This window comes from Mesorhizobium sp. M1322 (genome assembly GCF_040318085.1).
Classification (GTDB): domain Bacteria; phylum Pseudomonadota; class Alphaproteobacteria; order Rhizobiales; family Rhizobiaceae; genus Mesorhizobium.
Map to the genome: position 1 here is coordinate 1 of NZ_JAMYLP010000124.1, position 12,898 is coordinate 12,898.

The 12,898-nt window shown below is 63.7% G+C and carries 18 protein-coding genes and 1 pseudogene; 14 read left to right on the top strand and 5 right to left on the bottom strand.

What is annotated here, in order from left to right:
• Positions 1-348: 348 nt before the first annotated feature.
• Together NKH12_RS27785 and NKH12_RS27790 are read left to right on the top strand one after the other, a co-directional pair.
• The gene (locus NKH12_RS27785; RefSeq protein WP_352956074.1) at positions 349-969 is read left to right on the top strand and encodes a nucleoside triphosphate hydrolase; all 621 of its coding nucleotides are present in this window, start codon (positions 349-351) and stop codon (positions 967-969) included.
• A gap of 89 nt (positions 970-1,058) precedes the next feature.
• Entirely contained in the window at positions 1,059-1,436 is a 378-nt protein-coding gene (locus NKH12_RS27790; protein ID WP_352956075.1) for a hypothetical protein, read from the top strand.
• 29 nt (positions 1,437-1,465) lie between these two features.
• Here the strand turns inward: NKH12_RS27790 and NKH12_RS27795 are convergent, their stop codons facing one another.
• The 3 genes from NKH12_RS27795 to NKH12_RS27805 all read right to left on the bottom strand — a co-directional run bounded on the left by NKH12_RS27795 (position 1,466) and on the right by NKH12_RS27805 (position 3,729).
• A complete protein-coding gene (locus NKH12_RS27795) occupies positions 1,466-2,170 on the bottom strand; it encodes a glutathione S-transferase family protein (protein ID WP_352956076.1) in 705 nt (234 codons plus the stop codon).
• 91 nt (positions 2,171-2,261) lie between these two features.
• Positions 2,262-3,470, bottom strand: a complete 1,209-nt coding sequence (locus tag NKH12_RS27800; RefSeq protein WP_352956077.1) for a beta-ketoacyl-[acyl-carrier-protein] synthase family protein — start codon at positions 3,468-3,470, stop codon at positions 2,262-2,264.
• A 4-nt stretch (positions 3,471-3,474) separates the two neighbouring features.
• On the bottom strand, positions 3,475-3,729 hold the full coding sequence (locus NKH12_RS27805) for an acyl carrier protein (RefSeq protein ID WP_135933889.1): 255 nt from the start codon (positions 3,727-3,729) through the stop codon (positions 3,475-3,477).
• Positions 3,730-3,930: 201 nt separating this feature from the next.
• Between NKH12_RS27805 and NKH12_RS27810 the strand changes: the two genes are divergently transcribed.
• The 4 genes from NKH12_RS27810 (at position 3,931) to NKH12_RS27825 (ending at position 5,798) form a co-directional block, all read left to right on the top strand.
• On the top strand, positions 3,931-4,773 hold the full coding sequence (locus NKH12_RS27810; RefSeq protein WP_352956078.1) for an urease accessory protein UreD: 843 nt from the start codon (positions 3,931-3,933) through the stop codon (positions 4,771-4,773).
• 28 nt (positions 4,774-4,801) lie between these two features.
• Positions 4,802-5,104: an urease subunit gamma gene (locus NKH12_RS27815; RefSeq protein ID WP_077374462.1), complete on the top strand. Its 303-nt coding sequence runs from the start codon at positions 4,802-4,804 to the stop codon at positions 5,102-5,104.
• A gap of 10 nt (positions 5,105-5,114) precedes the next feature.
• The gene (locus tag NKH12_RS27820) at positions 5,115-5,372 is read left to right on the top strand and encodes a DUF1272 domain-containing protein (RefSeq protein ID WP_352956079.1); all 258 of its coding nucleotides are present in this window, start codon (positions 5,115-5,117) and stop codon (positions 5,370-5,372) included.
• 120 nt (positions 5,373-5,492) lie between these two features.
• Positions 5,493-5,798, top strand: coding sequence for an urease subunit beta (locus tag NKH12_RS27825; RefSeq protein WP_352956080.1), 306 nt, complete (start codon positions 5,493-5,495; stop codon positions 5,796-5,798).
• 47 nt (positions 5,799-5,845) lie between these two features.
• Here NKH12_RS27825 and NKH12_RS27830 read toward each other — a convergent pair whose 3' ends face one another.
• Positions 5,846-6,340 carry a hypothetical protein gene (locus NKH12_RS27830; RefSeq protein ID WP_352956081.1) on the bottom strand — a complete coding sequence of 165 codons (495 nt, stop codon included), beginning with the start codon at positions 6,338-6,340 and terminating at the stop codon, positions 5,846-5,848.
• 126 nt (positions 6,341-6,466) lie between these two features.
• Positions 6,467-6,850, bottom strand: a complete 384-nt coding sequence (locus NKH12_RS27835; protein ID WP_192362697.1) for a hypothetical protein — start codon at positions 6,848-6,850, stop codon at positions 6,467-6,469.
• A 178-nt stretch (positions 6,851-7,028) separates the two neighbouring features.
• Between NKH12_RS27835 and ureC the strand changes: the two genes are divergently transcribed.
• The 8 genes and pseudogenes from ureC to NKH12_RS27875 all read left to right on the top strand — a co-directional run bounded on the left by ureC (position 7,029) and on the right by NKH12_RS27875 (position 12,762).
• Positions 7,029-8,741, top strand: coding sequence for an urease subunit alpha (gene ureC, locus NKH12_RS27840; RefSeq protein ID WP_502910853.1), 1,713 nt, complete (start codon positions 7,029-7,031; stop codon positions 8,739-8,741).
• A gap of 108 nt (positions 8,742-8,849) precedes the next feature.
• A pseudogene (locus tag NKH12_RS27845) lies at positions 8,850-9,068 on the top strand (DUF29 domain-containing protein); the annotation flags it as partial.
• A gap of 106 nt (positions 9,069-9,174) precedes the next feature.
• Positions 9,175-9,339: a DUF29 family protein gene (locus tag NKH12_RS27850; protein ID WP_352956088.1), complete on the top strand. Its 165-nt coding sequence runs from the start codon at positions 9,175-9,177 to the stop codon at positions 9,337-9,339.
• Positions 9,340-9,590: 251 nt separating this feature from the next.
• The gene (locus NKH12_RS27855) at positions 9,591-10,169 is read left to right on the top strand and encodes an urease accessory protein UreE (protein WP_352956082.1); all 579 of its coding nucleotides are present in this window, start codon (positions 9,591-9,593) and stop codon (positions 10,167-10,169) included.
• A complete protein-coding gene (locus tag NKH12_RS27860; protein ID WP_352956083.1) occupies positions 10,162-10,833 on the top strand; it encodes an urease accessory protein UreF in 672 nt (223 codons plus the stop codon). The genes NKH12_RS27855 and NKH12_RS27860 overlap by 8 nt, the downstream gene beginning before the upstream one ends.
• On the top strand, positions 10,830-11,270 hold the full coding sequence (locus tag NKH12_RS27865) for a DUF3995 domain-containing protein (RefSeq protein ID WP_352956084.1): 441 nt from the start codon (positions 10,830-10,832) through the stop codon (positions 11,268-11,270). Before NKH12_RS27860 ends, NKH12_RS27865 begins: the two co-directional genes overlap by 4 nt.
• Entirely contained in the window at positions 11,267-11,908 is a 642-nt protein-coding gene (gene ureG / locus NKH12_RS27870) for an urease accessory protein UreG (RefSeq protein ID WP_352956085.1), read from the top strand. Before NKH12_RS27865 ends, ureG begins: the two co-directional genes overlap by 4 nt.
• 86 nt (positions 11,909-11,994) lie before the next feature.
• On the top strand, positions 11,995-12,762 hold the full coding sequence (locus tag NKH12_RS27875) for a class II aldolase and adducin N-terminal domain-containing protein (RefSeq protein WP_352956086.1): 768 nt from the start codon (positions 11,995-11,997) through the stop codon (positions 12,760-12,762).
• Positions 12,763-12,898 lie beyond the last annotated feature (136 nt).

Sequence of the window (12,898 nt, forward strand, 5' to 3'; positions counted from 1 at the left end):
GCCCGCCCCCCCCCCGCAGCGTCACCCCCGGGCGGCCCAGGCGCGACGCGCCGGCGCGGAGCCCCTGGGATCCATGCCGTGACATCGGCCGAGGAATGCGGCGGGACAGAACCTGCACCGCTGCGGCGCCTTGACGTAACGGCATGGATCCTGGGGTCTGCGCCGCGTCGCTTCGCTCCTTGCTCCGCCCCAGGATGACGAAAGGGAGGATCGTTTCGGCCAATCCTAGAGGTCTGCGATTTGCCAACGGACGGTCAAAACTTCTGCGTCGAGCGCCAATCCCGCGTTTGAAATTCCCGCGAACTATCGCCAAGATGCGATCCAAAACACCCAGCCAGAAGGGCTCCGATGTCCGAGATTGCTCATCTCGCCGCCACCATCTTCAAGCGCGCCGGCAAGGCGCGGCGCTTTGTCGTTGCCATCGCCGGTCCTCCGGGCGCCGGCAAGTCGACGCTGTCGGCCCGCCTGCATGAACTTCTGCCGGAAGGCGCGGCCGAAATCGTGCCGATGGATGGCTTCCATTACGACGATATCGTGCTCGAGCGGCGCGGCCTGCGCGCGCGAAAGGGCGCTCCGGAGACCTTTGACTTTGCCGGCTTCGAAACCCTGCTGAAGCGCATCCGCGCCGCCGAGCCCGACATCGCCATTCCGGTGTTCGACCGCAGCATGGAGCTGTCGCGCGCCGCCGCTTCGATCATCGCCGCCGACACCAAATTCATCCTGGTCGAAGGCAATTATCTCTTGCTTGACGAGGAACCCTGGTCGCGACTGGCGCCGCTGTTCGATTTCTCGATCTTCATCGATGTGCCGCGCGCCGAGCTCGAGCGCCGGCTGCTTGAGCGATGGCATGAACATGGCCGCTCCGACGAGGACGCCCGCGCCTGGATCGCCTCCAACGACATGCCCAACATCGACCGCGTGCTTGCCCGCCGCCGCCCCCCCGATCTGGTGATCGGCGATCACGCCTGATTTGCGGGAGAGCCGGCGTCTGGAACCTTAGGACTTTCCGGCCGTTATGTCCGATACGGCAATGATGCTGACATGAGGAAAACTGTCCGATGGCTACCACGGCAAGAAAGCCTACGCCCGGCAAGGGCAGGGCAACTCGATCCAGGGCAACCGAATCAAAGGCAACCGAATCAAAGACGGGCGCTGGCCCGGCGGTCGCCGCTCGCTCCAAGGATGCGGCAAAGCCCAGTTTTGGCAAGGCAGCACCGAAGAAAGTGGTGTCGACTGCAGCCAAGGCCTCGGCAAAACCGGCCAAGCCGAGGAAATCGGCAAGCGGCGGCTCTATGGCTGACAGCGCAATGCGCACGGTCAAGACGACGGCCAATGTTGCAGCCGGTGCGGTTGTCGCCACTGCCAGGGGCGCTGCGTCCCTTGCTGCTTCTGTCATGGGCAAGGGGGGGTCAAAACCCAAAGCCAAGGCAAAATAGCCGCCTCTCGGCGCCTGCGGCCGATTGAGCTAGCTCCGCGCGGGGATAGCAAGACCCTTTTGCACCGCCGGCCGGGCAAGGCCGCGTTCCAGCCATGCCGCGACATTGGGAAAGTCGTCGAAGCCGACAAGTTCCCTCGCCTCGTAAAAACCGATCAAATTGCGTACCCAGCCCAGCATCGAGACATCGGCGATGGTGTAGTCGTCGTCCATGATCCAACCGCGGCCCTTCAGCCGCGTCTCGAGCACACCGATCAGCCGCCGCGATTCGTCGCGATAGCGCGCCAGCGGCCGCTTGTCGGCGATCTCGCGTCCGGCGAATTTGTGGAAGAAGCCGACCTGCCCGAACATCGGCCCGATCGAGGCCATCTGGAAGAACACCCACTGGATCGTTTCGTAACGCCGCGCCGGGTCGGTCGGGACCAGCCTGCCGGTCTTGTCGGTGAGGTAGAGCAGGATGGCGCCGGATTCGAACAGCCCGATCGGCCTGCCGCCTGGACCGTCCGGATCGATCATCGCCGGGATCTTGCCGTTGGGATTCAGCGACAGGAATTCCGGCGTCCAGCTTTCGTTCTTGCCGATGTTCACCGCATGCGCCTCGTATGGCAGGCCGAGTTCCTCCAGCGCGATCGACACCTTCACCCCGTTCGGCGTCGGAAACGAATAGAGCTGGATGCGGTCGGGATGGCTGGCCGGCCAGCGCGTGGCGATCGGAAAGGCGGACAGGTCGGTCATCGAAACTCCTGGGCGGGGATTTTTCGCGCGGAATCGCGCGGTCGTGGCGAGTGGCAACAAGTCTCGCCGTATCTGGATGATCCGGTCGCGGTCAGACTGCCTTGAACGCCAGCACCGCATTGGTGCCGCCGAAGGCGAAGCCGTTGCTGATCGCCGCGCGCACCTTGCGCTCGCGCGCCACATTCGGCGTGATATCGAGATCGCAATCGGCGTCGGTTTCGCGAAAATTGGCCGTCGGCGGCACGATGCCTTCGCGGATCGCCATCACGCAGGCGATCAGCTCCAGCGCGCCCGACGCGCCGAGGCAGTGGGCATGCATCGATTTGGTCGAGGAGATCGAAAGCCTGTGGGCATGATCGCCGAAGACGCGCTTGATCGCCGCCGTCTCGATCTGGTCGTTGGCCCTGGTGCCGGTGCCATGCGCATTGATGTAGTCGATGTCTTCCGGGTTGAGCCTGGCATCGACGAGGCAGAAGCGCATCGCCGCCTCCGGCCCTTCGATGGTCGGCGCGACGATGTCGGAGGCATCGCCGGAAAGGCCGGCGCCGGCAATTTCGGCGAGAATCGTAGCGCCGCGCGCCATGGCATGCTCGTAGGTTTCCAGCACGACCATGCCGGCGCCTTCGCCGAGCACCAGGCCTTGGCGATCGGCCGAAAACGGCCGGCACGTGTCGGGCGCCAGCACCCGCAGCGCCTCCCAGCCTTTCAGAATGCCCCAGACCAGCGGCGCATCGGTGCCGCCGGCGAGCATGACATCGGCGCGGCCAAGCCTGATCTGGTCGACCGCAGAGGCAATGGCATGATTGGACGAGGAGCAGGCCGAGGTGATGCCGAAGACCGGCCCGCGCAGGCCGAGATTCATGCTGACATGGCCGGCCGCAGCGCCCGGCATCACTTTCGGCACGGTGAAGATGCCGGTGCGATTCTTGCCTTCGAGCAGGATGGCGCGGTAGCTCTCTTCGATCGCCTCCCAGCCGCAGACGCCGACGCCGACGATGGCGCCCATCCGGTAAGTGTTGGCTGCATGCGAGTTCAGCCCGGCCTGTTGCGCGGCCTCCCGCGCCGCGATCGTCGCCAAAAGGCTGAAGCGGTCCATCGAGACGACCTGCTTGCGGTCGATACCGTGATCGGGAAGCGTCCTGATTTCGCAGCCGACCCTGATTTTCAGGTCATGCAGCTCCGAATTGACGATCGGGCCGATGGCCGAGCGGCCGGCGCGCATCTCGCCCCAGATCGCGGGCACATTGGTGCCGAGCCCGCATATGCCACCGATGCCGGTAATGACGACGCGCTTGTGCATTCAGTCAGGCTTTTTTCGCGATCAGCGCGCGAACCGCCTCGACCATGTCGCCGACGTTCTTCAGGTTGCTCCAGGCATCGACCGTGTTCATCTCGATCTCGATGCCATACTGTTCCTCGAGGTCGAAGATGATTTCCGTCAGTTCCAGCGAATGAATGCCTAGTGAGGTCAGTTCGGTGCTGGTGGTGATTTCATCACCACCGGGCTCGGCATGAGCCTTGATCTTCGCGATGATTTCCGTTGCCAGCTGGTCAGCCATTCGGTTCCTTCCCCAACCTTGTCGTTTCTCGACGCCAACTGATCAGCGCCTCTTTTTCCCCAGGCTCAAATCGTCACCGCCGCCTTTTATCCCGCCAGGCGCTGTGTGACCGTACCAAGATGGCTCCTCTATAGAAACCGAAACGTTGTCAAGCAACAAGCTATATGTCGACAAAGCCGGCGGAGTGCTAACGTTAGCGCCATGGATATGATCGAACGTGGCCTGACCTTTGTCCCGCCGGCCCAACGCGTCGCCGGAACGGCGCGGCTCGGCTGTGACAAGAATGGCGGCCGCACGCGTCTTCGGCGGCTTTATCAGGATGGTTCCGCCAAGATCCGCATGCCGGCCGTCTCGGCCGATCCGCTCGAAGCCGTCCTGATCAACACCGCCGGCGGGCTGACTGGCGGCGACCGCCTCGGCTGGGAGGTCGATGTCGGCGCCGGCGCCTCCGCCACCATAACCACCCAGGCCTGCGAGAAGGTTTACCGCGCCGCAGCCGATCGCGCCGAGGTGCGGGTGAAGCTGACCGTCGGCGCCGGCGGCCGCATCGCCTGGCTGCCGCAGGAAACCATCGTCTTTGATCGATCGGCCTTTGCTCGCAGGCTCGACCTGGAGCTTGCCGCCGGTGGCGAGGCGCTGGTGCTCGAGGCGACCGTCTTCGGCCGCCTCGCCATGGGCGAACGCGCGGCGCATGGTAGCTTCCACGACCGCTGGCGCGTCAGCCAGGACGGAGCGCTCGTTCATGCCGAGGATTTCCGCATCGGGCCCGGCATTGCGGCGATTCTGGGCCGTTCGGCCGTGGCCGGCGGCGCCATCGCCATGGCGACGGTGCTGATGATCTCACCGCGGGTGGAGACTTTGCTCGATCCGGTCCGTGACATCATCGGCGGCGAGGGCGACGCCAGCGTCTGGAGCGTGAAGAAATCTGGCAAGCTTCTTGCGAGGCTGTTTGCCGAGGACGGCTACCAGCTCCGCAAGCGGTTGGTTCCGCTCGTCGAATTGCTCAACGGACGGGCGGGTCTGCCCAAATTATGGTCACTCTGATTCCGATTATGTCATTCCTGGGAAACGCATGAACCTGACGCCAAGGGAAAAGGACAAGCTGCTCATCGCCATGGCGGCGATTGTGGCGCGCAAGCGGCTCGAACGCGGCGTCAAACTCAATCACCCCGAGGCGATCGCGCTGATCACCGACTTCGTCGTCGAGGGCGCCCGCGACGGCCGCCAGGTCGCCGAACTGATGGAGGCCGGCGCCCATGTCGTCACCCGCGCGCAGGTGATGGACGGCATCGCCGAGATGATCCACGACGTCCAGGTCGAGGCGACGTTTCCCGACGGCACCAAGCTGGTGACCGTGCATGAACCGATAAGGTGAGGAGAGGAAAATGCTTGAACTGCGCCCCAACTGCGAATGCTGCGACAAGGACCTGCCGCCTGAGGCGACGGATGCGCTGATCTGCACCTTCGAGTGTACCTTCTGCGCCGAGTGCGTGGAACATGTGCTGGGCGGCGTTTGTCCGAACTGCGGCGGTGATTTCGCACCGCGCCCGATCCGGCCGGCAGCGATGCTGAAGCAACATCCCGCCTCGACAAAGCGCGTCCTTAAGGCCGAAGGCTGCGGCCCGGCCCGTGATGCCGCGTGACGGCACGATCCTGACAGCGAAAGGCATATCGATGGTCCCCGCAACGATCAAACGCACATCGCTCTCGGCGATCCTGCTTCTCGGTGCCGGCCTCGCCTTCGGCGTCTTGTGAGGCTGGCGATGATCCCGGGCGAAATCATCACGGCAGGCGGCGAGATCGAACTGAACAGGGGGCAGCCGACCGTCACCATCAAAGTGGCCAACAGCGGCGACCGGCCGGTCCAGGTCGGCAGCCACTATCACTTCTTCGAGACCAATGAGGCGCTGAAATTCGATCGCGACAAGGCGCGGGGCATGCGCCTCGACATCGCCGCCGGCACGGCGATGCGCTTCGAGCCCGGCCAGGAGCGCGACGTCACTTTGGTGCCGCTCGGCGGCAAGCGCGAGGTCTACGGGTTCCAGCAGAAGATCATGGGCGCGCTGTGAGATCCCATGGGCGCGTTGTGCGATCCAAGGCGTCGAGCAGTTTCGGCTCAGCTGGGCGGCTTGGCCGCCGCGTAGATGACGACCTTTCCAGGATCGTCGAATTCCACGGCGAGAACGTCTTCGGTCTGCACGCGTCGAGAGTCGATGGCGTTGAACAGCAATGCGTTCGCCTCGATCTCCTGGCGCAGTTCCGCAATCTCGTCCTGATGCTGCTCAACCTTGCTTTCTATCGCCGGCGGCAGGCCGCCTTCCGTGCGCGCGGCGTCGGTAAGGAACACGATATCGACCTTGTCGAGCTTGGATGTCTTGCGCACCGTGCCGATGTTTTCACGCGTCCGGTCGATCGCCGCGGCGACTTTGCCGGCTTCCACAGCCGTGTTGGTCTCTTCCTGGCCGACCTCCGAGCCGATGATCTTGTTGACCGTATCCGGGCCTTCAAGGCCCTGCGCATTAAGCGCGGCCTGGGGAACGCTCGCCGCGAGAAACGCAGTGGCGGCAATCATATGCAGCCATCTGGTGTCGGGGAAGGTGGTGATCGTCATCGCTCGCCTTCAGAGACTCTTTCGAGACTCGTTACTACGCCAAAAAGTCGAAACGTATTCTGCCCTGCGAAGGTTCCCTCCCCGATGCGGCAGGCCGACCCTGTGCCGGCCCGCCAAAGCGCATCGTCAGCTCGCTTTCTTGGTGATCAAGGTCAGCGAGCCATTGGCATCCATGCTGGCGGCGATCACTTGCGCCGAGGTGAGTCCCTTGGCTTCCAGCGCGGACTTGACCTGGGGCGTCGCGTCAATCGAGCTGCGCAATTTCTGCAGGCCGTCCTCGCCGCGCTTGGCGATCACTTCGTTGACCTTCGTCTTCGTTTCCTCCGGCAGTTCCTCGATGTCGACGACGTTGACGGTCTGAATCGCCGGCACTTCCGGCTGAGCGCCGGGCGCCGCGGGAGCGGGCGATGCCGGCGGCTCGCCGGGTTGCGGCGCCGGCTGTTGCTGGGCGCTGGCAGCGGTCGCGAGCAGGAGGGTGGCGGCGGCTGCGAGACTTATCGTTTTGCGCATGGATCTTCCTTTCCATCGATTGGCGAACGGTCGTTTTGGGGTGACCCGGCCACCTCAAACGCTAAATGGGATCGGAAGGTGTCGCTCAGCGGGTCATTGCGTGACCATAGGATGGCGACACTGTGGGGCCGGGCTTCGGCCGGCTGTATTTGGGGCCGTATTTCGGGAGCAATTGCTGATGGCTAGAATCACCCGTGCCGCCTATGCCCAGATGTACGGCCCGACCGTCGGCGACAAGGTGCGGCTTGCCGACACCGAATTGTTCATCGAGGTCGAGAAGGATTTCACCCTTCATGGCGAAGAGGTGAAATTCGGCGGCGGCAAGGTCATCCGCGACGGCATGGGCCAGAGCCAGGTGTCCCGTGCCCAAGGCGCGGTCGACACCGTCATCACCAATGCGCTGGTCGTCGATGCGTCAGGCGGCATCTTCAAGGCCGATATCGGCCTCAAGGACGGACGCATCGCCGCGATCGGCAAGGCCGGCAATCCGGATATGCAAAACGGCGTCACCATCATCATCGGCCCCGGCACCGAGATCATCGCCGGCGAAGGCAAAATCCTGACCGCCGGCGGCTTCGACGCGCATATCCACTTCATCTGCCCGCAGCAGATCGAGGAGGCGCTGATGTCAGGCATCACCACCATGCTCGGCGGCGGCACCGGACCGGCGCATGGCACGCTGGCGACGACCTGCACGCCTGGGCCGTGGCATCTGGCGCGCATGATCCAGTCCTTCGACGCCTTCCCGATGAACATCGGCCTGTCGGGCAAGGGCAACGCGTCCTTGCCGGCCGCGCTTGAAGAGATGGTGCTGGGCGGTGCCTGCTCGCTTAAGTTGCACGAGGACTGGGGCACAACGCCCGCGGCAATCGACTGCTGCCTGACGGTCGCCGACAACTACGACGTGCAGGTGATGATCCACACCGACACGCTGAACGAATCCGGCTTTGTCGAAGACACGGTGGCGGCGATCAAGGGCCGCACCATCCACGCCTTCCACACCGAAGGCGCCGGCGGCGGCCATGCGCCTGACATCATCAAGGTTTGCGGGCTGCCCAACGTCATCCCGTCCTCGACCAATCCGACCCGGCCCTACACCGTCAACACGCTGGCCGAGCATCTCGACATGCTGATGGTCTGCCATCATCTGTCGCCGTCGATCCCCGAAGACATCGCCTTTGCCGAAAGCCGCATCCGCAAGGAAACTATCGCCGCCGAAGACATTTTGCACGACATTGGCGCCTTCTCGATCATTTCGTCCGACAGCCAGGCGATGGGCCGCGTCGGCGAAGTGGCGATCCGCACCTGGCAGACCGCCGACAAGATGAAGCGCCAGCGTGGTTCGCTGCCGCAGGAAACCGGCGACAACGACAATTTCCGCGTCCGCCGCTACATCGCCAAATACACGATCAACCCGGCCATCGCGCATGGCCTGTCGCACGAGATCGGCTCGGTGGCGGTCGGCAAGCGCGCCGATCTGGTGCTGTGGAACCCGGCCTTCTTCGGCGTCAAGCCCGACATGGTGCTGATCGGCGGCATGATCGCCGCCGCCCCGATGGGCGATCCCAACGCCTCGATCCCGACGCCGCAGCCGATGCACTACCGGCCGATGTTCGGCGCCTATGGCAAGGCGATGACCAACTCGTCGGTGACCTTTGTCTCGAAAGCCGCGCTCGATGCCGGCCTGCGCGGCCGACTCGGCGTCGACAAGCAGATGGTCGCCGTCGAGAACACCCGCGGCGGCATCGGCAAGCATTCGATGGTGCTCAACGACGCCACCCCGCATGTCGAGGTCGATCCCGAAACCTACGAAGTCCGCGCCGACGGCGAATTGCTCACCTGCGAGCCGGCCACGGTGCTGCCGATGGCGCAGAGGTATTTTCTATTTTGATCCCTTACCATCGCCTTGGCGGCTGAGCGTCAAATATCGATGCTTCAGTTGTCCTAGGCTCTCACGGGCCGTTTTGCGATTGTCTCGAAATTCGGGCATGATGGGCTCATGAACAGGATTGATCGTCTCCGGGCCCCCACTCCCTACGAAGCGGACTACGTCCAGTGGTGCGCCGAGCAAGGCGCGTTGTTGCGCGAAGGTCGTTTCTCCGACCTCGATCGTGAGAATCTTGCCGAGGAGATCGAGAGTTTGGGGAGAAGTGACAAAAGAGAAATTCGCAGTCGGATGGAGGTGCTGCTTGCACATCTCCTAAAATGGGAATTCCAACCGGGCCATCGAAGTCATACTTGGCAGTCGTCAATTTCCGAACAGCGCATCTGGATCGGAAACATTCATCAAAGACAGCCCGAGTCTTCGCCGATACCCGGCTCAGATTTTCGACCAGGCTTACGGGCATGCGGTGCTTGTCGCGGTCAGGGAAACGGGTCTCAGGAAATCTCACTTTCCAGGCGAACCTCCATTCACATCCAAGCAGGCGCTCGATGAACGATTTTGGCCGGGCAACCCACTTTCGATGGGCGATTTCCTGCGGGATTAGCTGGCTTCTTCTTTAGCGTGTTCCTTGCCAAGGGGTAGCTAATGAACCAGCAACTCCCTTACGCCACGACATCTTCCCGCACATCCGTATCGTCATGGGCATGGTGATCGGCCTTGGCGTCACGCGTCTTTTGTCGGGGCTGGCCCGCATCGTCCAGCATCCGGGCCAATACCGGCTCTATCCGGTGCACCTGGCCTGGGTTGTGTCGGTGCTTTGCGATAGGCTACGCTTGTTTGGAGAGGCCGTTTTACATGAAGCTCGACATCCGCACAGATTTCACCAAATTCCCGCGTGCCGTCTCGGTGCTCGCCGCCGGCCAAGCGGGAGCCACCACGCCATATGACAGCGCAGTGCTTGCCCATGACGAGCGGCATCTGCGCCGCCGCGCCATCGAAACGGCCCGTAGCGACAGAGTGCTGGTCGACCTGCCTGAGCCGGTTGCCTTGAACGATGGCGACCGGCTGGTGCTGGAGGATGGCCGCCACATCGAGATCACTGCGGCCGAGGAACCGCTCTACGATATCCGTGCCAGCGGCCCTGTCCATCTGGCCGAGCTTGCCTGGCATATCGGCAACCGCCATCTCGCCGCCGCCATCGAGGCTAACCGCATCCTCATCCTGCGCGATCACGTCATCAAGGCGATGCTGGAAGGGCTGGGTGCGACCGTGAGCGACGTTTCCGAGCCGTTCAAGCCGGTGCGCGGCGCCTATTCCGGGCATGGCGGCCATGGCCATGCTCATGCCGAGGCGCATGCGCACAGCCATGCCGCGTCGCATTCCCATACCCACAGCGAGTCGCATTCCCACAGCCATTCGCACGACCATGACTGACCAGCCTTCCAACGTCGCTTTGTTGCGGCTGATGGCGTGGCTGTCGCCTGCCTTCCCGGTCGGCGGGTTTTCCTACAGCCATGGTCTCGAACAAGCCGTGCATGCCGGGCTGGTCGCCGACGTCGAAGACCTCGCTGCATGGCTGGAGACGCTGGTCGAGATGGGCTCGGGCTGGAACGATGCCGTGCTGTTTGCCGAAAGCTGGCGGCGCGCGCGCCAGGCTGGCGATCTCGCCGAAATCGCAGCATTCGCCGAGGCCCTGGCCGGCTCGCGCGAGCGCCATGCCGAGACCATGCTGCAGGGCGCCGCCTTCCTGAGGGCGGCATCGGCATGGCCGTGTCAGGTGCTGGACCGTCTGCCGGCCGAGTGCGCCTATTGCGTCGCAGTCGGCGCAACTGCCGGCGGCAACGCCATCGCCCTGCACGACGCGCTGTCGGCCTTCCTGCAGAGCTTCTTTTCCAATCTCGTCCAGGCCGCGATCCGGCTCGGCGTCGTCGGCCAGCCCGGCGCCACCGCGCTGCTCGCCGGCTTCGAACCGCTGGCGCTCGGCGTCGCCGCCCGTGCTGCCGGCTCGACGCTCGATGATCTCGGCGGCTGCGCGTTCGTCTCGGATGTCATGGCGATGAAGCACGAGACGCAATATTCGCGATTGTTCCGCTCATGATCGTCCTCGCCTTCGCGCTCTCGCTGGTCCTGCTGCTGATCACGACGCTGCATGTCTATTGGGGCATTGGCGGCATTTGGCCGGGCAGGGACGCTGCCTCCTGCGCCCGCGCGGTGGTTGGCTTTCGCGGCGTCGATGAAATGCCGGCGCCCTTCGCCAGCTTCGCCGTTGCCGCCTGCCTCGGCCTGGCGACACTGTGGCCGATGGCGCTCGAAGGCGTGTTTGCCACGCCCGTTCCCAAGGCCGGGCTTGCCGCGACAGCGCTGCTCATAGCACTGGTCTTCCTGACACGCGGCATTGCCGGCTTCACGCCGTGGTGGCGCCGGCTGGCGCCCGAACAGCCTTTCGCGCGGCTCGATGTCAGCTATTATTCGCCGCTCTGCTTGGTTGTAGGGTTCGGCTTCGCCATTCTTGCCATCACGGAGTTCGTCGCATGACACAAGCCAATGGTCCTCTTCGCGTCGGCATCGGCGGCCCCGTCGGCTCCGGCAAGACGACGCTCACCGAAAAACTCTGCAAGGCGCTGCGCGACGAGTTTTCCATCGCCGTCGTCACCAATGACATCTACACGAAGGAAGACGCCATGATGCTGGCCCGGCTTCAGGCGCTGCCCGAGGATCGCATCATCGGCGTCGAGACCGGCGGCTGCCCGCATACCGCCATCCGCGAGGACGCCTCGATCAATCTGCAGGCGATCGCCGAGATGATCAGGAAGTTCCCGGATCTCGACATCGTCTTCATCGAATCCGGCGGCGACAATCTCGCCGCTACCTTCTCGCCCGACCTTGCCGATCTGACGCTCTACGTCATCTCGGTCTGCCAGGGCGAGGAGATCCCGCGCAAGGGCGGCCCGGCCATCACCCGGTCCGATTTCCTCGTCATCAACAAGAGCGATCTCGCCCCCTATGTGAACGTCGACCTCGATGTCATGGAGAGCGATGCCGCCCGCATGCGCGGCAAGCGGCCGTTCGGCTTCACTGACCTGTCGCGCGGCAAAGGCCTGCGGGAGGTGATCGAGTTTATCGTCGAGCATGGCGGGCTCAGGGTCGACGCAGCCACAAGCACGGCGGCGTAAGGCAACAGCGCTCGCCTGCACCAAACGAAACCGGTTGCGCGCATCTGCGGCGCGCGGCATCCTTGCTTCTTTCACGGAGGTTTTCGATGAGCATCACCCGCCTGCAGAAGGAAATGCTGACCAACCTGCCCTTCTACGAGGAGCGCGTCGACCTGGCTTGCGCCTTCCGCTGGACGGCGCGGCTCAACATGCATGAAGCCGTGGCCAATCATTTCTCGCTGGCCGTTAACGATGACGGCTCGCAATTCCTGATGAATCCCAACCAGGTGCATTTCTCGCGCATCAAGGCGAGCGACCTGCTGCTAATCGACGCCAACGATCCCGATACGCTCTCCGGCCCGAATGCGCCCGACCCGACGGCATGGGGCCTGCATGGCGCCATCCATCGCAATGTGCGTCATGCGCGCTGCGTCATGCATGTGCACTCGATCCACGCCACGGTGCTCGCTTCGCTCGCCGACTCGACGCTGCCGCCGATCGACCAGAACTCGGCGATCTTCTTCAACCGCCACGTCGTCGACAGCCATTATGGCGGGCTTGCCTTCGAGGAAGAGGGCGAACGCTGCTCGCAGCTGCTCACCGATCCGAAGGTCAAGGTGATGGTCATGGGCAATCATGGCGTGCTGGTCATCGGCGATACCGTCGCCGACACCTTCAACCGCATGTTCTATTTCGAGCGCGCCGCCGAAACCTACATCAAGGCGCTGTGGACCGGCCGTCCGCTGCGGGTCCTGTCGGACGAAATCGCCGAGAAGGCGGCGTCGGAGCAGGAAGATTATCCCGGCCAGGCCGAGCGGCACCTGTCCGAATTGAAGGCGATCCTCGACGAGCAGGAGCCGGTTTACCGGGACTGAGTCCCCTTCTCCTCGTCACTATACGGGGAGAAGGTGCCGGCTGTCCGAACCGGATAGATAGGTAACAGAATGGACCGATTGCATGGGTGACAGTTTTCTTGTCCGCCGGGAGGACCGGCGATGGTTTGGCGAGAGA